Source organism: Yinghuangia aomiensis, from assembly GCF_039542225.1.
Taxonomy (GTDB): domain Bacteria; phylum Actinomycetota; class Actinomycetes; order Streptomycetales; family Streptomycetaceae; genus Yinghuangia; species Yinghuangia aomiensis.
In genome coordinates this window covers 112665-130408 of sequence record NZ_BAABHS010000011.1, presented here as the reverse complement: position 1 = coordinate 130408, position 17744 = coordinate 112665, and the positions used below count along the sequence as shown (strand labels likewise).

The window sequence follows — 17744 nt, the reverse complement described above, 5'->3', positions numbered from 1 at the left end:
CCCCCTCCGCGATACAACAGACGTCTTGCAGTAATCGAACAAGTACACGGAGTGACGGAACGCCGTTAGCATGAAGCCCTCTTCGAAAGGGGGCCTCGATGCCTGCGAGCAAGGACTTGGACCCGTACGTTTCCGCCAGGGCCTTCTACGGCGCCGAGCTGCGCCGCCTCCGCGAGGCCGCCGGACTCACCCAAGACGCGCTGGGCGAACTGGCCTTCTGCTCCGGCGCCTACATCGGCCAGTTCGAGGCGGCGGTGCGCCAACCGCAGCCCGAGTTGTCGAAGGCCTTCGACCAAGTGCTGGGCAGCGGTGAGCACTTACAGCGGCTGTGCCGACTGGCACGGCAGTCGAAGCACGCGGACTACTTTGCCGACGTAGCCGAACTGGAACTGCTCGCGACCACGATCAGCCAATACGCGACCATCCACGTTCCCGGCTTGCTGCAAACCGAGGCATACGCGCGCGGCATCATTCGAGCGTCGCTCCCCTACGCCGCACCGGCGCAAGTCGAGTCACGTGTCCGGGCTCGGCTGGACCGAAGCCTGCTGCTCGACCGCGAGGACGCGCCCGAGTTCTGGGCGATCATCCACGAGACATGCTTCGGCATCCTGGTGGACTCGGGGCCGACGATGGCCGCCCAACTCACCCACCTCCGCGATCTCGCCGCCGACCACCCGCGGGTGGTCCTTCAAGTGATGCCATCGAGCGCGGGCCCCCACCCGCTCATGGGCGGCCTCACAATCGCCATGACCTTTGCCGACAGTCCGCCGATCATCTACAACGAGAGTGCCCACACCGGACAACTCATCGAAGAACCGGCACTGGTGGCCAAGTACTTGAGGTCCTACGATCACGCCAGGGCTGCCGCGCTGTCCCCGAAGGCGTCCCTGACACTGATCGCATCGGCAGTAAGGACGTATCGGCCATGAACGCCGCCCGCGCCATCTGGTTCAAGTCCTCGCACAGCAACGGGGACGGCGGAGACTGCCTCGAGGTCTCGCCCTCGTTCCCGGCCATGGTCCCCGTGCGAGACAGCAAGCTCAGTGCCTCACCCACACTGGTCTTCTCGCACGCGGGCTGGGCAGCACTCGTCTCGGCGATGAAGGAACCCGCGTGAGCGCTGATGCCATCTGGTTCAAGTCCTCGCACAGCAACGGGGATGGCGGGGCCTGCCTCGAAGTCTCGCCCTCGTTTCCGGCCGTCGTGCCCGTGCGGGACAGCAAGCTCGCCGACTCTCCGACCCTGCTCTTCCGCCGGGCCGAGTGGGCGTCGCTGATTGCCGCGGTGAAGCCGGAAAGCCCTCGGTAGGCAGCTCCGGCTTCCACGAAGTCGTGTGACGTCCAGTTCCGCTCGGCGCGTCGTGAAGCACGGGTGGGTCGTTGATCGGCCCCCGTTCGGAACGACAACGCCGGGAGGCACAGGTACATGGCGGGCGGCTGCCCGACCGCCCCGGCCGGCCGGCGACCCCGGTGACGCTGCCGTCGGGTACCGAGCACCTGTGGGGCGCCTCGACCGGCGAGTTCGGAATCGGCCTCCGGGTGGTCGGCACCGCCCAGAACCCCGAACTGTCGAGCACGCTCCCGTTCACGGCGTGGAGCCCCTGGATGCCCGCGTCCTGACAGCCCCGCCGAACACCACCGGGCCGTGCCCGGGGCACTCCGCCCCGGGCACGGCCCAGGCGGCCCGCCCGTCAGCCGCCGCTACCCGCCCGCTTCAGCCGCCCTCCCATAGCCCGGCACCGGTCCGCGAACGCGCGGGGCTCCTCGACCACGAAATCGACGTCCAGCAGCCCCACCACCAAGACGAGCCATTCGAACGAGTCCACCCGTGTCACCACCCGGCACCGCTGCTCCCCCAGCGGTTCGACCACCGCCTGCTCGTCGTACTTGAACCGGTCGGCGACCCGGTCCGCCGGGGCCTCCACGGTCACGGCCACCCGGTGCCGGGGCGCGGTCATCTCGGCGCGGAGGTAGGCGTAGGCCGTCTCCGCGGGCAGCGGCCTCGGCGCGAACAGCGCTCCCGCGGGCACGGGTTCGCGCACCCGGTCGAGGCGGAAGGTGCGCCAGTCCGCGCGGTCGAGGTCCCAGCCGAGCAGGTACCACCGGCGCCGCATCAGGACTTGGCGGTACGGCTCCACCCGCCGCGCCGACTCGGCCCCGTCGGCCGCCGTGTACGCGAATCCGATCCGCCGGGCTCCGCGCGCGACGCGCCGCCGCGCGTCGACCGGCCGCCCGTTCCGTATCGCCGACGCCCGCCGCCACAACCTGCGCGGCGTCACGGTCGACCTGCCGGCCGGGATCCTGACCGTGGTCACCGGCGTCGCGGGCTCCGAAAAGTCCAGCCTGCTCGCCGAGTTGCTCGCGCAGCACACCGCGACGGCGATCACCCAGCGGGCGGTGTCCACGAACCGCCGCTCGACCCCGATCACCTACACCGGCATCGGCCCGGCCATCCGCAAGCTCTTCGCGAAGACGCACGGCGTGGACGCCGGGCTGTTCAGCGCGAACTCCGCCGGTGCCTGCCCGGAATGCAGGGGCACCGGCGTCGTGTTCACCGACCTCGCGTTCATGGACGGCCACTCCGCACCCTGCGAGGCCTGCGGCGGAGGCAAGTTCAACGACAAGGCGCTCGCCTACACCGTCGACGGCCTCACGATCGCGGACGTCGAGGCCCTGACGGTCGCTGAGGCCCGCGACCGCCTCGACGTCCCGGTCATCCGCGGCGCACTCCGCCACATCGCGGAGGTCGGCCTCGGCTACCTCACCCTCGGACAGCCGCTCTCCACGCTCTCCGGCGGCGAGTGCCAGCGCCTCAAGATCGCCAAGGAACTGCGGTCGGCCACAGGCGAGATGCTGTACGTCCTCGACGAACCCACCACCGGCCTCCACCTCGACGACATCGACACCCTGCTCGGCGTCCTGGACCGCCTGGTCGACACCGGCAACACCGTCGTCGTGATCGAGCACAACCTGACGGTCATCCGCCGCGCGGACCGGATCGTCGACCTCGGCCCGGGCCCCGGCCGGCATAGCGGCCGCGTCCTCTTCGAGGGCACCCCGGAGGAACTCGCCGGCCACCCCGACTCCGCCACGGGCACGGCGTTGCGGGAGACGGAACGGAACGGAGCCTGACCGGCGTCCGTGGCGAAGGCCGCGAACCGGTCACGGTCGAGACCGGCGTGCGGATCGGCAGCACCAAGACCGCTGCGGCCACCGGGATCGCTCCCGGCGGCCGCCGCCGTCGGCCTCGTCGACGAAACGCACCGCTCCGCATGCGCCTGCCCAGAGCCGGACGCCGCTACGGCTACGGCGTCTTGCTCGGCCCAGCGGCAGACGGCTTGGTGCTCGTGCCGGACGTCGGCACACCAGCCGTCCAGTTCGCGCGGCCGATCTTGTCGCGCTGGGCGTTGACGAAGCCGATGGGCTCATCGGGCTTGCCGGACTTGGCCTCGGCCTCCGAGGTCACGTCCACGGCCACCGTGCCGTCGACGGTCAGCACGCGGTATTTGTCGACCACGAGGGTCCCTTCGACGTAGGTGAACCGATAGCTCACGCTGCCCGGCCCGTACGTCCCCCGCCGGACGTCGCCCACCTTGTAGTCCCACCAGTCGGTGCCGTTGGACTCCTGGAACGAGGTGCAGCCCTCGACGGCGGCAGCCAAGTCGTCGAGCCGCTTGACGAGGTCGTCGTGGTCGCCGCCGAACACGTTGATCCACACGCCGTCCTCGGCAGTGCCCTTCTCCGCGTAGAAGCGCATGCTTCCCACCAGGCCCCTGGTCAGACTGTCGTCGATGACTCCCGTGCACGCCTCGGGCGTGACCCGGTAGTTTCCGCTCCACGCCACGAACAGCTTGTTCACGGGCCCGGCCTCGTAACCGCGCGGGGCCTCCTCGGCTGTGAGCATCACCTCGGCGGTTTGCTCATTCGTCGGGACGAACACGGGCTTGTCACCCCGAAACTCACCCTTCTTCTCGTCCTTCTCGTCCTTCTTGTCGTCTGTCTTGTCGTCCTGCGAGGGCGGCGACTGCGCGGTCCTCGCCGCGGGCTTGCCGTCGGATGCGCAGGCGGTCACGCCGGTCAGCGCCAGCAGCGGTACGGCCGCCACTCTGGCGGCGGACATGCGGAAATGCACCGTGGTTACCCCCGGGTTAGGCGTCAACAGCCGCCGCGGTCGCGCGGACCCGCCCCTCCCCGGGCAGGTCCGCGCGCGACGGCCCGCCTCGAAACTACCCGCCGCTTCAGTCGACCGCGGCCCGAAACGGCGGGGTTGGCCGACTCGGGGCGAACGCCCTCAGCCGACGCCCGGCGCGGAGCCGTCCGGCGCGGCGACGGGCAGTCCGGCCGCCCGCCACGCCTGGAATCCGCCGACCACATCGGTGGCCCGGAACAGTCCCAGGTCCAGCAATGAGGCCGCGGCAAGGCTCGACGCGTAGCCCTCGTCGCACAGCAGGATGATCCGGACGCCGTAGCCGGCCGCCTCGGGCAGGCGCGCGTCGCACTCCGGGTCGAACCGCCATTCCAGATGGTTGCGTTCGACGACGAGCGCGCCCGGGACGGTGCCGTCGGCGGCGCGTTGCCCGGCAATGCGGGTGTCGACGAGCACGGCACCGTGGTTGTGGAACTCGTCGTACGCCTGCCGGACGTCCACACGTGCGTATCGGGTACGCGCCGCGGCCAGCAGCGCGTCGACGCCGCGGGCCCGGCCGTGGTGGGGAGGCGGTGGAAAGCCGCGCTCCGCGGTCACCGGGTCGTCTTCGGGCGTGGGGTACCCGGCCTGGTCCGCCGCGGTCACCAGTCTTCTCCGGACCGCTCGACGCGCAGTCGGGTCAACGGCCCGGTGCCCGGGCGGCCGAGCACGCCGGCGTCGCTCTCGAAGATCGTCATGGCGGTCAGCCGCGGTGCGTAGACGTGCACACTCACGGCCGGCTCGGTTCCCGTATTGGTGACTTGGTGGATGTAGCCCTGCCCGAACGCCCGTGTCGCGCCGGGGACGAGGAGCCGTTCGCGCGCGGCTCCTCGTCCCCGGGGCGTGGCGATCAGCGAGCGTTCGTGCAGCGTGCCCGCGACGACCGTGAACGCGCCGGACGACCCGCCGTGGTCGTGCAGTCCGGTGCCCTGGCCGGGCAGCCAGCTCAGCAGCCATACCTCGTGGTCGTCGGCTGCGTGCAGGCGGCGGTACCAGCGTGAGACCGGGTCGAACTCGACGGTATGCAGCGAAGCGGCGGCTTGTCGGGCGTACCCGGCGACGATGTCGATCGGGCGTACCGCGGGCGCGGGCGACGTCGGATCGGCCGGGGCAGCGGACAGTTCGCCCGCGACGGTGGTGTGGTGCGACATGTGTGGGAGTCCTCGGAAGAGCGCGGAATCGGTGGGCGGGTCGGGTGTGTGGGGGGTGCCGGGTGTGTGGGGGTGCCAGGTGCGGCGGGTGTGCCGGGTCTGACCGGTGTGCGGGGTCTGCCGGGTGCGCCGGTCGGGGCGGGCCGCGGGTTCGGTCGGGTCGCTGCGGCACGTGGGCGGTCACGGCGCGTACTTGGCCAGGGAGCGGCGGATCTCCGCGGCGTAGGGGCCGTCCCACCAAGGGATCGTCCGGGCCAGCATCGGCGGACCGCCGCTCACTTGGACGAGGGCCCGGCCGCGGGGCAGGCGGAAGAGGTCGGCGGCGTCCAGCACGGGTTCGCTGCGTGATGCGTGTGTGACGGATCCTCCGAAGATCCGGCCCGCGGAACGGCTGGTCGCGACGGTCTGCGGCTCGAACCTGGGCGTGGTCTGCGCGAGATCGTGGAGGAACCGGGTGTCGGCGGAACCTCCGCCGTATACACGGACGTTCGCCGCACCCCACATCGAGGCCATCCCTGCTTCGCCCCAGACACCGACGCCTTGGGCCCACGATTGCAGGACGGTCATCATCACGATTCCGCGCGACCCGTAGTGGCTGTAGAGGAAGGGGAGTTCGTGCCACGGGCAGACGTTCGCGGCTTCGTCGAGGACGAAGAGCGCGGGCACCGCGAGCCGTCCGCCGGGGCTCTCGATCGCCCGCCCTTCGACGGCGTAGGCGAGCGCCGACACCAGCCCGATCAGGAAGGGCGCGGCGGCGCGTTCCGTCTCCTCCGACAGCAGGTAGATCGTCGCGTCGTCGCGTTGCGCGAAGTCGGCGTGCCGGAACTCGGGGCGTCTCGGGTTGCTTCCGGGGGTGACCCATTCCGTGACCGAAGGCACCGTGAGGGGAGACGCGATCTGCGCCGCGACCCCGAATACTCCGGAGCGTTGGCGGGATGGGGCTTCCCGCACCATGGCGATCGAATCCGCGGCGAGCGGCTGCCCGTTCGCGCGCAGGATGTGCTCGGGCGTGCTGTCTCCGGGGCGCATGAGCCAGGTCAGCGTCCGGGTGATGGGTAACCCCTCCAGGGACGCCGCCAGGAGGAAGTTGCCGAACAGGTCCCGTCCGGCGGGCTCGAAGTAGCCGTCGCTGCGCACGTGGCCCTGCCGGTTGATGCCCGCGAAGAACGACGCGAGCATGTGCCCTTTGGCGACGTTCTCGCCGACGAACGACAGCGGGTTCCACCACCAGGACGGCGACTCCCCGGCCTGGTTCTGCGGGTCGAACACGAAGACCGGGCCCCGCCGTTCGCGGACTCCGCGCGTCGCGTCCACGATGTCGCGCTTGTTGGACGTGACGATCACCGCGCCGGGGGCGCCGACCACGGCCGGTATCGCCCGCGTCGAGGTCTTGCCGGTGCGGGGCCCCCAAATGTCCATGTGCATGTCCTCCCAGGACCCCCACAGGTCCCGGCGGCCGTGCACCGTGCGGCCGATGTACACGCCGGGGACGGCGGTTCGCGCCCCGAGCCGGACGGCCTCGGCCGCGGCCCCACGTGTGGTGGACCGCGCGACCCCGGGCCGGCCCGCCAGAAGCCGTGCCGCCCGGTCGACGTCCGGCCGCCGGCGGCCGCGCCGGACGATCAGCGCCGCGCCGGACGCGACGGCGACCGCACCGAGGGCGGTGCCCGCAGCCGCCCACGGCCCCGCACGGACGGCGGTGACGCCGATGCCGGACACGGCACCGATCGGCAGCAACAAGCAGAGGAAAAGGACAAACCCGGTTTCAGCGGCGGGCCGAGGGCCACGCCGCCGTGTGGTGGCAGACATGCTGCGGGAACTTCGCTTCCGGAGTGCCGGTGTCGGACGGTCGGAACGTCACGGGCGAGATTCGCCCATGCCGTCAGCGACAGCGACCCCCGGGCGGCACCGGCAGGTGGCAGATACGGTGCCGCGTCAGCAGGAATGCACGGCGGGACACAGCAGACATCCCGCCTCCTTCCGCAGCCACCTGGACCTCATCGATGCGCACTATCCGACCTCATCGGATCACGGAAACCCCGCCGGGACTATCCGCAACACGCGGGACGCCGTGGGTAATTCGCTGGGGGGGTCGGGCCGGGCACGGTTTCGCCGGGCAGGGCCGGTCGGCCGTTGCCGATGAGGCGAGGCCACCGCCGACGCCGATGGAGTGAACGCCGTCCGAGCATCCGAAGCGTGTGCGGCTGCTCCCGGCGCCGGCTAACCCGGCGCCCTGGAGATTCTCGCGGGCATGGCCAGCAGGGACTCAAGGGCCTGATCGGAAGCTTGCAGCCGCTCGATCTCCTCCGCGATGCGCGCCCGTTCCCGGCGGAGACGGGTGGTGAGGCCTGCGCACCCCGAGGACGTCATCAGGCCGTCGCCGTCGTCGTTGCCGGTGTCCGTGCCTCCGTCGCCGTCGTGGAAGCAGTCGAGAATCCGGTTGATGACGGCGGTGGGGAGCCCGGCGGCAAGCAGCCGCCGGATGCGCCGCACCGTCGCGACGTCGGCCTCGCTGTAATCGCGGTATCCGTTGGCCAACCGTGCCGGTCGGAGCAGCCCCTGCTCCTCGTAGTAGCGCAACAGCCGCCGACTCACCCCCGTCGCGTCCTCCAGCACACCGATCCGCATACGTCCGCCCTTCCTCGCCGGCACCCGCTTCGTATCAAGCGCGCCGGCCGAGGCCTTCTTCCCGTGCGCTGCCGAGCCGGCCGAGGCCGGGGAATGCGGTTTTGCGCCGCCCTGCCGTCCTTGCCTCCCTTGTTTCCCTTGCCGCGCTTGACCCTCACACCGGTGTGACGACTTAGCGTTCCGGTCGCCGGCGGTTCAGGAAGCCGGGTTGACCAAGAGAGGAGACCGTGATGCCAGGAGCGGTGATCATTGGTGCGGGCCCGGGGATCGGGCGGTCGGTGGCACGGCGGTTCGCCGCCGAGGGCATGGCGGTGGCCCTCATCTCCCGAACATCCGCCTCCCTCGACGCTGCCGCCGAAGCGGTCACACCGCTCGGTACGCCCGTCGTGCGGCTGCGCGCCGACAGCGCGGACGAGACCGAGCTGCGCGCAGCCCTCGACCGGGCGGTGGAGGCGTTCGGCCCGCCGGAGGCAGTGGTCTACAACGCCGCCGTCATCCGTCCGGATGCGCCCGGCGAACTCACCGTCCGCGGCCACCAGCGAGCCTGGGCGGTGAACGTCGTCGGAGCGCTGACAGCCGCGGCCCACACGGCCCCACTGATGGCCCGGCACGGCGGCGGCACCTTCATCGTCACCGGGGGCATGCCGGAGCCCAAGTCCGCATACGTCAGCCTCTCCCTCGGCAAAGCCGGCGTGCGGACGCTGGTGGACCTGCTGGACCAGGAATACGGCCCCTGCGGCGTTCACTTCGCCAGCATCACCGTTGCGGGCCCCGTCGCCCCCGGAACCGATTTCGACCCGGACGACATCGCCGAGCACTACTGGCATCTGCACACCCAACAGCGCTCGGCCTGGCAGCGGGAAGTACTCCACGACGGCAGAGCGCATGCCGACGACAACAATCCCGGCTGAGCGACAGGAGAGGGACCACGGGCGCCGCATCGCCTGGGCCTGTCCGGCGGATCCTGCCAGGCTCTCCCCGAGCACAGCCGGTGCTGTGGGACTTGACGGTGCTTCCGATCAATGGGGTCGACACCCGTTCCGGGCTGGGGGAAACTCCTCGCGATGACTCAACGAACCGACACGCCTCCCACGTGGGACGAGCGTACGCAGCTGGTCACTTTCCTGGACTACGCCCGTGACACCGCGCGAGCCAAGTGTGAGGGCGTGTCCGCCGAGGACGCCCGCAAGGCCCCGCTCGCGAGTTCACCGCTGATGACGCTGTGCGGGCTGATCAGCCATCTGCGTTGGGTCGAGTACTACTGGTTCCAAGTAATGTTTCTGGGCGAGGAGCTCGCGGGGCCGCTCACCGAGGCGACCGACGATGATCCCGACCCTGAGATGCGGACAGCAGTCGACATTCCGTTGCCCCGGCTTCTTGCCGAGTACGAGGAGCAGAGCGCGCGCTACCGTCGCCTGGTGTCCGACCACGACCTGAACTCAACGGCCAAGCGTTCCATCAGCGACGGCCGCAATGTAGACCTCCGGTGGGTGATCCTCCACCTCATTGAGGAGACGTCCCGCCACAACGGCCACCTCGATGTCGTGCGTGAGCTCGTCGACGGGCGGACCGGCGCCTGAAACCGGTCGTGCGGGTTGCGAGCGGAGCCACTGTCGGATCGCTGCCACGGTGACGGTGCCGTGGAAGACGTAGGCCCGCTTGTCGAACGGGTGGCCACGGCGCGGAAGTTCTTCAGCGCATTGATCGTCCGCTCGACTTCGTTCCTCCGCTTGTAGATCGTCTTGTCGAAGCCGGTCGGCCTGCCGCCTTGGCTGCCGCGGCGCTTGCGGTTGGCCCGCTGGTCCTTCGACTCGGGATGGTGTGCTTGATCTGGCGTGTTCGCAGGTAGCGGCGGTTTCGTCGGGATGAGTACGCCGTGTCGCCGCCGAGGTGATCGGGCCGGGTGCGGGGACGGCCGCCGTCCTGGCGGGCGACCCGGACACGTTCCATGACCGGGATGGGCTGCGGGGCGTCACCCCACTGGCCCGGCGTGAGCAGGAACGCGAGCTGCCGTCGTCCTCCCTCGCCGGCCAGGTGGATTTTGCCGGTCAGCCCGCCCCGGGAGCGTCCGAGTCCCTCGTCGGGGCGGTGCTGCCGGAGCGTGCGTCTTTTCCCGGCACTCGCGGCGGCTTCTTGCGTGCCCCGGCGGCGTGCCGGTGAGCGCGGCACGAGGTCGAATCCACGCTCACCATCGACCAGTCGATGCGGCCGTCCGCATCGGCATCGGCCAGGACGGCACCCCAGATCTTGTCCCAGGAGCCGTCCGCCGACCACCGTCTGTGCCGTTCATAGACGGTCACCTCCGAGGTGCTGCCCGTTCTCGCGAACCTCCGGGGCGGAAGGTGCCTCCCGAACTGCCGTCGAGACGCTGTTCTTCGACGAAACAGCGCCACAGGCAGTTCGGTCGCCTGTTGGTGGCACCCTGCAACACCCACGCCGCCTGTCGCCGGAACCGGCGGCTACGTGAGGTCAGCGAGGCACGTAGGTGAGGATCACCGACCCGTTCCGCAGTCGCTTTTCGTCGGTGAGTGTGAGGTCCAGCCCTGTGGTGTCGGCGTGTTCGAAGAGTCGTTGTCCGGAGCCGGCCACGACGGGCATGTACCAGAAGCGGAATTCGTCGATCAGATGGTCTCGGACGAGGGTGGTGTCGAAGCGAGTGGTGCCGTACTTGATGAGGTCCTTGCCTGGCCGGCTCTTCAGCTTCGCGATCGCGCCGGACGGGTCGGGGCCCAACAGGGTGGCATTCCATGTCGTCTCGGTCAGTGACCGAGACGCGACGTACTTGGGCATGGCGTTGATGCGGTCGATGTGGGGGTTGCCGGTGACGTGGCCCCAGTTGGCGTAGAAGGTCTCGTAGGTCGTCCGACCCATGACGAATGCCTCGTAGTTGCGGAGCTGTTCGAGCGAGTACGCCGAGGACTCGGCGTCGAAAAAGGCCCAGCGTTCAGGGGCCTCGACGACCCCGTCCAGGGTGACAAGCGTCGATTCGACGAGTTTGCGCATGGTGGTCCTCCTGACTCTGCGTGGATGAGGGGGCACCGCTGCCTCAGCGATGGCCGCCGTGGCCGGTCGGCGCGGCGGGATCCGGGACTTGGCTCGGCGGGAGGGGGCCGACCTGGGTGATGCCGGTGCGCCGGATGAGGAAGAGGGTGATGGGGATGGCGGCCAGGGCGATGAGTCCGCAGACCCACAAGGCGGTGTGGAATCCGCCGGTGAGCGCATCGGTGATGGCGTGGCCTTGTGCGTTGAGGTCGCGGGTGCGGGTGGCCGCCGCGGTGGAGGCGATGGCGACCCCGATGGCGCCGCCGAGTTGTTGGGAGGAGTCGATGAGGCCGGAGGCGATGCCTGCGTCCCGTTCGGTGACGCCGGCCAGGGCTCCGATCGATACCGGGATGAAGATCCAGGTGACGGTGCCGGTGAGGAAGAAGGGGCCGGCCAGGTTCGCCCAGAAGCTGCCGTGGGCGGGCGCCTGGGCCGCCCATAGGATCCCGGCGCCGGTCAGGGTGAGTCCGGCCGCCATCACCAGCGTGACGGAGGTGCGGGTGACCAGCACTTGTGCGGGACCGGCGAGTGCTACGCCGGTCAGGCCGACGGTGAGCCAGGCCAGACCGGTATTGATCGCGGAGTATCCGAGTACCTGCTGCATGTAGAGGGTGCCGATGAAGATGTAGCCGTAGAAGCCGGCGCCCAGGAGGAACCCGACGGCGTTCGACCCGGCGAGGGTTTTCACACGGAACAGCCGCAGCGGCAGCAGCGGCGCCTGGGCCCTGGCTTCGACGGCCACGAACATCGCCAGCAGGATCACCGACGTCGCGAGCAGGGCCAGGGTCCGAGGGGTCGTCCACCCGGCGGTCGGCGCCTGGGAGATGGCGTACACCATGAGCACCAGGGCGGCGGTCACCGTGACGGCGCCGAACGGATCGTAGCGGCGGCTTGCGCCGCGCAGTCTGCTTTCGGGCCTGCTCTCCGGCACGACACGCCGGGTCAGGAGCAGCGCAACTCCGCCGACGACCACGTTCAAGTAGAAGATGTACGGCCAGCCCGCATAACGGGTCAGGACACCGCCGGCCAGCACGCCGACGGTCGCGCCGCTGGCGCCGATGGCGCCCCACAGGCCGAGTGCCTTGTTGCGTTCGGCACCCTCGGTGAACATGTTCATCACGATCGACAGCGCGGCGGGCAGCACGGCGGCGGCGCCCAGGCCTTGGACGCCCCGCATGACGATCAGGAAGGTGCCGCCGGCGGCCAGTGCGCAGGCCAGCGATGCCGCGGTGAACAGCGCCAGCCCGGCGGTGAAAACGCGCCTGCGCCCGAGCAGGTCGGCGGCTCGGCCGCCGAGCAGCAGGAAGCCGCCGAAAGCGAGGGCGTAGGCGGTCACGACCCACTGCAGGTCCGCCGGTGCGAGATGCAGCTCGCGGCCGATCGTCGGCAACGCGACGTTGACGATCAGCATGTCGGCCGCCGTCATGAAGTAGGCCACGGCCAGCAGCGAGAACGCCCGCCACCGGTACACGGGGCCCGGTGGCGCGGTCTCACCGCCGCCGAAGTGGCTGCGTGCGTCTACCGCGGTCACGGCTGCCTCCTGCCGTTCGAGGCATCGGCGCGCCGTCGCCGGCGGTCGTTCCTGCGGAGGTTCCGCATGAGGTCGATTGGCGACTCTGGCATCTCTCTCTCCTCGTGTGATCGGGCGATCTCAGGAGGAAGACGAACGGCGGCCGCCGAAACCGGACACGCCTCTAGGAGATTTTCAGACCTTCGATCCGGCGCTCGAAGGCCGCACGCTCAGCGGTGCTGCGGGCCAGGGAGATCGCATGCCGGTAGTGCTCGCGGGCCCGTTCGTGGCGGCCGCCGCGCCGTTCCAGGTCGGCACGGGCCGCCCAGTAGAAGGGGTATCGAGACAGCTTGGGCTCGTGCGCCAACGCGATCAGCTCCCGACGGCCCTCGGCGACACCGTCCCGTTCGGCCAAGGCGAGCGCACGGTTGAGCGCCACGACGGGGTTCGGGGACTGTTCGGCGAGGAGCTGGTAGAAGCCGACGATCCGGTCCCAGTCCGTCTCCTGGAGTGAAGGCGCGATCGCGTGCTCGCAGGCGATGCCGGCCTCCAGATGCCAACGGGACATGCGGTCCCCGGTGGCCGCGTGGCCGAGATGGATCAGACCGCGCTCGATACCCGCCCGATCCCAGCGGCGCCGGTCCTGGTCCTCCAAGGGGACGAAGACACCTTGCGCGTCCATGCGGGTGGGCAGACGGGCCGCGCCGAAGCAGAACAAGGCCGCCAGCGCGTGCACGTCCGGATGCGCGGTCGCCCTGGCGTCCAGCATCAACTCGGTGAGACGGAGGGCGTCGTCGCACAGAAAGGGCCGTACCGGGTCCTGCGGGTTGCTGCCGTGGTATCCCTCGTTGAACAGCAGATAGAGCGAACGCAGGACCGAGCCCCGCCGGACGTCGAGGTCGGGCAGGTCGTCCACGTCGGGCAACCGGCCCAACGCATGCAGGTGTCCGCGGCCGCGATGCAGGCGCCGGTCGATGGTCTGGGTGTCCACCAGGAACGCCTGGCCGATCTCCTTGGGCGACAGCCCGCACAACCACCGTAGGACCAGGGTGACGTGCGTCTCGCGGCTCAGGCCGGGATCACAGACAGCGAACATCATCGCCATCTGGCCGGCCGCCTCGGCCTCCGGGGCCAAGGCCGCCTCGATGGTGTCGGTCAACGCCGTCGTCGTGGCCAGTTCGGGCAGGAAGGAGCGGTGCCGCTGCTCCCGGCGGACAATGTCGATCGCCCGATTGTGAGCGGCCCGGATGATCCACGCTTTGGGATCCCGCGGCAGCCCGAAACGCCACGCCTGCATGGCGCTCACCAGTGCATCATGGACGACGTCCTCGGCCAGCGGGACGTTCGAGGGTCCCAAGACCCTGACCAACGCGCTGACCAGGTGCGCGTACTCCCTGCGGAACAGGTCCTCTACCAGTTCTGCAGACGGGAGCGCCTCCGGCTCGTCGTTCACCGGGATCAGATCCGGTAATCCTGGACCGGCCGCACCTCGACGGACCCGCCGAACTCGTACGTCGGGCATCCGCGCGCGACCTCGATCGCGTCTTCGAGCGAGGCCGCCTCGAAGATCATGCTGCCGGTCACCAGATCCTTCGACTCGGCGTACGGTCCATCGGTGACCAGGTCGCGACCGCGCACCGTGGCCCCCGGAGCATCGAGCGTGGTTCCGGCGTTGCGCCGGCCCCGACCGGCCAACTCCTCGGACCAGCGGTACCACTTCTCGACATGAGCCTGGAGCTCGGACGGCGACAGGTCGGGCCGCGAAACAGCACCTCCGCGAAAGATCAACATGAACGTGCTCCGCGGCGCCTGGTCCTCGCCTACGGGTTCCGACATCACGGCCTCCACGTTTCCGCCGCCAGGCGTGCGCGGGCCCGGCGACCATTCGGGCCCGGCCTCAACGCCTCACCGACAGCAACACATCCAGCTCGAAAGCAGTACCACACATCACATCGCCCGGAAGAGCGAACCGGCCTGGCGCATGCTGCCGCGTGCCCTCGCCTCACCCCGACCCGCCTCGGCGAGCGGGCAGGACAACGAGGCCGTCGCCCCACAAGCCGCGGTACGAAAAGGTCTTCCCTATACACACGGCAGAGACGCGGCGCACCGCTACCGGGGAACCGGCCGAGCCGTACGCGCAGTCCGAGCCGTACGCGCAGTCCGCGCAGTCCGCGCCGTGCCTGCAGCCGTACTCGCCGGCCACACGGTGACCGCCGGCGCCCACGGCAGCAGTCCCTGGTCGTCAGCGCTCGAAACGTGAACGCCGGTAGGTTCTTACCGGACTTCGTCGGCTGGTTCCCGGGTGTCGGGTGTGTCGCCGATCCGGGCTACGCCGTGATCCCTGTCTCGCCGGTGCGCGGGCGGGAGGGAGAGGAATGTTCGAGACCGGGGGAGGGATGGCTGTGCAGGGCCAGATTTTCGGCGGCCGTTACCGGCTGGTGGGGCTGCTCGGCGAGGGCGGTATGGGGCAGGTGTGGGAGGCTCAGGACGAGACGCTGGACCGGCCTGTCGCGGTCAAGGTGGTCTCCCTGCTCGCCGGTGGCGGAAGCCGGGGCGACGAGGCACGCGCCAGGTTCCTGCGCGAGGCACGGATCACCGCCAAGCTGCAGCACCCCGCCATCGTGACCATCCACGACCTCGGCGAGACGGACACCGGCACCGACAAGGTCCCGTTCCTGGTGATGGAACTGGTCCGGGGCGAGGGCCTGGACGCCACGCTGCGCCGCGGGCCCGTCCCCCTGCCGGACGCAGCAAGGTGGGGCGCGCACATAGCCGATGCCCTCACCGAGGCGCACGATGCCGGGATCATGCACCGGGACATCAAGCCGTCCAACATCCTCATCACGCCCTCCGGCACGGTGAAGGTCCTCGACTTCGGCATCGCGCGAGCTGCCGACCCGCCCGTCGCGACGGCGGACCGCCTCACCCAGACCGGGTTCATCGTGGGAACCCCCCAATACATGGCCCCCGAGCAGGCACGCGGGTTCCCGGAACCCCGCAGCGACCTGTACGCGCTCGGCTGCCTCCTCTTCGAACTGATCACCGGCCGGCTGCCGTTCCAGGCTCCTGACGCCGTGGGCCACCTCACCGCACACCTGACCGAAGAACCCCCCGCCCCCAGCTCGATGGCCCCGGGCATCCCACCCGCCTGGGACGACCTCGTGCTCACCCTCCTGCGCAAGGCCCCCGACCGGCGGTACCCGGACGCCTCCGCCCTCGCGCAGGCACTACGCCGCCTCGACCGCCCAGCCGAACCCGCATCCCCCGCAGACGCCCCGACCCGGACCCTTGCCGCCCCTGGCACGTCTCCGCCCCCGCCCAGAGCCGCCGCCCCCGGGCGGTCGAACGCCTCAACGGGCGTCCGGCGCCGCACTCTTGTCATCGGCGGCCTCGCGGTACTCGGGGCGGCCGCCGGAGCGACTGCGGCGTTGTGGCCGGACAAACACCCGGATCCCGACCGGTTCACCAGCCGCGGCACCACTTCCGTGGCGTTCAGCCCCGACGGCAAGACCCTTGCCACGATCGGCACCGCAGGCGTCGACGCTGCCTTGTGGGACGTGGCCGGCCGCAAGGCCATCACGGACCTCGCCTCCGGCTCCGGCATCAGCACAGTGGCGTTCAGCCCCGACGGCAAGACCCTCGCCACCGCCCAGGTCTACGGCGAGCTCCAGCTTCGGGACACGGCCACCGGCGTCGTCACCGCCCAGCTCGAGTCCGGCTACTACGTCCAGGTCGTTGCGTTCAGCCCCGACGGCAGCACACTCATCCTGAGCGGTGGCAGCCGCCCTTGGCTCGGGTTGTGGAACCCGGTCACGCCCAAACCGACCGCGATCACCGATATCGCCCACGGGACAACGGTTTTGGCACTCAGCCCCGACGGGAAGACGCTCGTCAGCGGCAACAGCGACGAGTCGACTTCTGCGGGCCTGTGGGTGTCGGACGCCATCACCCCTGGCGACAGCCGGACTTCCGAGGACCCGCCCCTCCACGAGCGCCGCCTCATCCAGGACTACACCAACGCGGTGGCGTTCAACCCGGACGGCAAGACCTTCGCCAGCGGCGGTCAGGGCGGCCTCCGCCTGTGGAACACCGCCCCCGACCACACCGTCACCGCCATCACGGCCGACCCCACCAGCGCGCTGGCGTTCAGCCCGGACGGCAAAACCCTCGCCACCGCCGGAAAAGACGGCATCCGACTCTGGGACACCGCCACCCACCAGGCCACCGCCACGCTCGCCACCGGCGCGTTCGCCGCGGTCGCCTTCAGCCCGGACGGCAGAGCCGTAGCCGGGGGGAACGACGACGGCTGCTGGCTGTGGAACCTCCGCTGACGTTGCAAGATCACGAGACGTGGCGCCACGGGACAACGCCTCACCATGCGGCTCGGCCCGAACCCGGCGAGGACGGCAACCTGCGCCTCGACCCCGAGATCCTGCGGTCGGTTCAGGAATGCCTCCGGCGTGGCCGTCCCCGAGGCGGCGTTCCCCGCGGTCGAACGCCGGTGGAGCAGCTGCGCAGGCGCGGACTGGGCGTCGCCACCGTCCGCGGACTCGGGCGCGTCCTGCCGGCACCGGACCCAGCCTTCGAACGTGACGCCTTCGCCTCCCCCGGTCGGAGCGACGGGCATGGCTCACCGGGCCGAGCCCGGTGTTCGGGCCGTCGTGCCGGGAGCACCGAGCCCGCGCGGCGGGCGCGGCCGCGCGGGCTGAGTGCCTCCGAAATCAGCCGGAATACGGGGCGGCGACGTCCAGGACCCAGGTGACGCCGAAGCGGTCGGTCAGCATGCCGTACAGCGGAGCCCACGCCGCGGGCTCCAGGGGACGGACGACGGTGGACGCCTCGGCGAGGCGGTGCCACAGCGCGCCGATCTCCTCCGCGTCGTCACCGCGGACCGAGACGAAGAACGGGTTCTCGCCCTGTTCCCACGGCAGCTGACCGGGCACGTCGTAGGCCATGACGTGGAAGCCGTTGTCGCCGGCCACCTCGCCCCACATCACCCAGTCCGCTTCGCGCTCGTCCCCCACGGCGCCCGCGTCCCGGTAAGTGACCGCGACGGTGCGCCCGCCGAAGACGGACTGGTAGAAGTCCAGCGCTTCCCGCGCCGTACCCCGGAAATTCAGATGGGTCGTGGTCGTGACGGACATGATCTGCTCCTTGCCTTGCTGCGCGACGGGTGGAGAGTCCGCGGGCCGTCGTGGCCACGCGGCGGGTGCCGCACTCCGGACGGT

19 protein-coding genes and 1 pseudogene are annotated in these 17744 nt (G+C 70.4%); 8 read left to right on the top strand and 12 right to left on the bottom strand.

The features are described from left to right. The first annotated feature begins 98 nt into the window (after positions 1 to 98). The 4 genes from ABEA93_RS17170 (at position 99) to ABEA93_RS17155 (ending at position 1619) form a co-directional block, all read left to right on the top strand. On the top strand, positions 99 to 929 hold the full coding sequence (locus ABEA93_RS17170; protein ID WP_345676435.1) for a helix-turn-helix domain-containing protein: 831 nt from the start codon (positions 99 to 101) through the stop codon (positions 927 to 929). Then, positions 926 to 1117 carry a DUF397 domain-containing protein gene (locus ABEA93_RS17165; protein ID WP_345676434.1) on the top strand — a complete coding sequence of 64 codons (192 nt, stop codon included), beginning with the start codon at positions 926 to 928 and terminating at the stop codon, positions 1115 to 1117. Before ABEA93_RS17170 ends, ABEA93_RS17165 begins: the two co-directional genes overlap by 4 nt. After that, positions 1114 to 1308, top strand: coding sequence for a DUF397 domain-containing protein (locus ABEA93_RS17160; protein WP_345676433.1), 195 nt, complete (start codon positions 1114 to 1116; stop codon positions 1306 to 1308). The genes ABEA93_RS17165 and ABEA93_RS17160 overlap by 4 nt, the downstream gene beginning before the upstream one ends. Before the next feature lie 161 nt (positions 1309 to 1469). After that, a complete protein-coding gene (locus ABEA93_RS17155) occupies positions 1470 to 1619 on the top strand; it encodes a hypothetical protein (RefSeq protein WP_345676432.1) in 150 nt (49 codons plus the stop codon). A gap of 71 nt (positions 1620 to 1690) precedes the next feature. Here ABEA93_RS17155 and ABEA93_RS17150 read toward each other — a convergent pair whose 3' ends face one another. Continuing rightward, a complete protein-coding gene (locus ABEA93_RS17150; protein ID WP_345676431.1) occupies positions 1691 to 2278 on the bottom strand; it encodes a helix-turn-helix transcriptional regulator in 588 nt (195 codons plus the stop codon). Here ABEA93_RS17150 and ABEA93_RS17145 point away from each other — a divergent pair. After that, the gene (locus tag ABEA93_RS17145) at positions 2169 to 3131 is read left to right on the top strand and encodes an ATP-binding cassette domain-containing protein (RefSeq protein ID WP_345676429.1); all 963 of its coding nucleotides are present in this window, start codon (positions 2169 to 2171) and stop codon (positions 3129 to 3131) included. The two genes, ABEA93_RS17150 and ABEA93_RS17145, sit on opposite strands and share 110 nt — an antisense overlap. Before the next feature lie 172 nt (positions 3132 to 3303). On the opposite strand, the gene ABEA93_RS17140 is transcribed toward ABEA93_RS17145, so the two are convergent. From ABEA93_RS17140 to ABEA93_RS17120, 5 genes are all read right to left on the bottom strand, one after another. Then, positions 3304 to 4119, bottom strand: a complete 816-nt coding sequence (locus ABEA93_RS17140) for a hypothetical protein (RefSeq protein WP_345676428.1) — start codon at positions 4117 to 4119, stop codon at positions 3304 to 3306. Positions 4120 to 4290: 171 nt separating this feature from the next. Continuing rightward, complete coding sequence (locus tag ABEA93_RS17135; protein ID WP_425584979.1) at positions 4291 to 4743, bottom strand: rhodanese-like domain-containing protein; 453 nt, start codon at positions 4741 to 4743, stop codon at positions 4291 to 4293. 44 nt (positions 4744 to 4787) lie between these two features. Continuing rightward, complete coding sequence (locus ABEA93_RS17130; RefSeq protein ID WP_345676427.1) at positions 4788 to 5336, bottom strand: cysteine dioxygenase; 549 nt, start codon at positions 5334 to 5336, stop codon at positions 4788 to 4790. 180 nt (positions 5337 to 5516) lie between these two features. After that, on the bottom strand, positions 5517 to 7073 hold the full coding sequence (locus ABEA93_RS17125) for a type IV secretory system conjugative DNA transfer family protein (protein ID WP_345676426.1): 1557 nt from the start codon (positions 7071 to 7073) through the stop codon (positions 5517 to 5519). A gap of 483 nt (positions 7074 to 7556) precedes the next feature. Next, a complete protein-coding gene (locus tag ABEA93_RS17120; RefSeq protein ID WP_345676425.1) occupies positions 7557 to 7964 on the bottom strand; it encodes a MerR family transcriptional regulator in 408 nt (135 codons plus the stop codon). Positions 7965 to 8194: 230 nt separating this feature from the next. Here ABEA93_RS17120 and ABEA93_RS17115 point away from each other — a divergent pair, with 230 nt between their 5' ends. Both ABEA93_RS17115 and ABEA93_RS17110 read left to right on the top strand, forming a co-directional pair. Then, positions 8195 to 8875 (top strand): SDR family NAD(P)-dependent oxidoreductase, encoded by a 681-nt coding sequence (locus ABEA93_RS17115; protein WP_345676424.1) that lies wholly within the window; start codon positions 8195 to 8197, stop codon positions 8873 to 8875. Between the two features lie 153 nt (positions 8876 to 9028). Then, entirely contained in the window at positions 9029 to 9544 is a 516-nt protein-coding gene (locus ABEA93_RS17110; RefSeq protein WP_345676423.1) for a DinB family protein, read from the top strand. Positions 9545 to 9565: 21 nt separating this feature from the next. Here the strand turns inward: ABEA93_RS17110 and ABEA93_RS17105 are convergent. The 5 genes and pseudogenes from ABEA93_RS17105 to ABEA93_RS17085 form a co-directional block, all read right to left on the bottom strand. Beyond that, positions 9566 to 10423: pseudogene (locus ABEA93_RS17105) on the bottom strand (IS5 family transposase); the annotation flags it as partial. Positions 10424 to 10433: 10 nt separating this feature from the next. After that, a complete protein-coding gene (locus ABEA93_RS17100; protein WP_345676422.1) occupies positions 10434 to 10967 on the bottom strand; it encodes a dihydrofolate reductase family protein in 534 nt (177 codons plus the stop codon). Positions 10968 to 11010: 43 nt separating this feature from the next. Then, positions 11011 to 12537, bottom strand: a complete 1527-nt coding sequence (locus ABEA93_RS17095) for an MFS transporter (RefSeq protein WP_345676421.1) — start codon at positions 12535 to 12537, stop codon at positions 11011 to 11013. Between the two features lie 163 nt (positions 12538 to 12700). Next, positions 12701 to 13969: an RNA polymerase sigma factor gene (locus tag ABEA93_RS17090; protein WP_345676420.1), complete on the bottom strand. Its 1269-nt coding sequence runs from the start codon at positions 13967 to 13969 to the stop codon at positions 12701 to 12703. Between the two features lie 5 nt (positions 13970 to 13974). Further along, positions 13975 to 14364, bottom strand: a complete 390-nt coding sequence (locus tag ABEA93_RS17085) for a YciI family protein (RefSeq protein ID WP_345676419.1) — start codon at positions 14362 to 14364, stop codon at positions 13975 to 13977. 554 nt (positions 14365 to 14918) lie between these two features. Here ABEA93_RS17085 and ABEA93_RS17080 point away from each other — a divergent pair. Continuing rightward, positions 14919 to 16847, top strand: coding sequence for a WD40 repeat domain-containing serine/threonine protein kinase (locus ABEA93_RS17080; RefSeq protein WP_345676418.1), 1929 nt, complete (start codon positions 14919 to 14921; stop codon positions 16845 to 16847). A 390-nt stretch (positions 16848 to 17237) separates the two neighbouring features. On the opposite strand, the gene ABEA93_RS17075 is transcribed toward ABEA93_RS17080, so the two are convergent. Beyond that, the gene (locus ABEA93_RS17075) at positions 17238 to 17660 is read right to left on the bottom strand and encodes a VOC family protein (RefSeq protein ID WP_345676417.1); all 423 of its coding nucleotides are present in this window, start codon (positions 17658 to 17660) and stop codon (positions 17238 to 17240) included. Positions 17661 to 17744 lie beyond the last annotated feature (84 nt).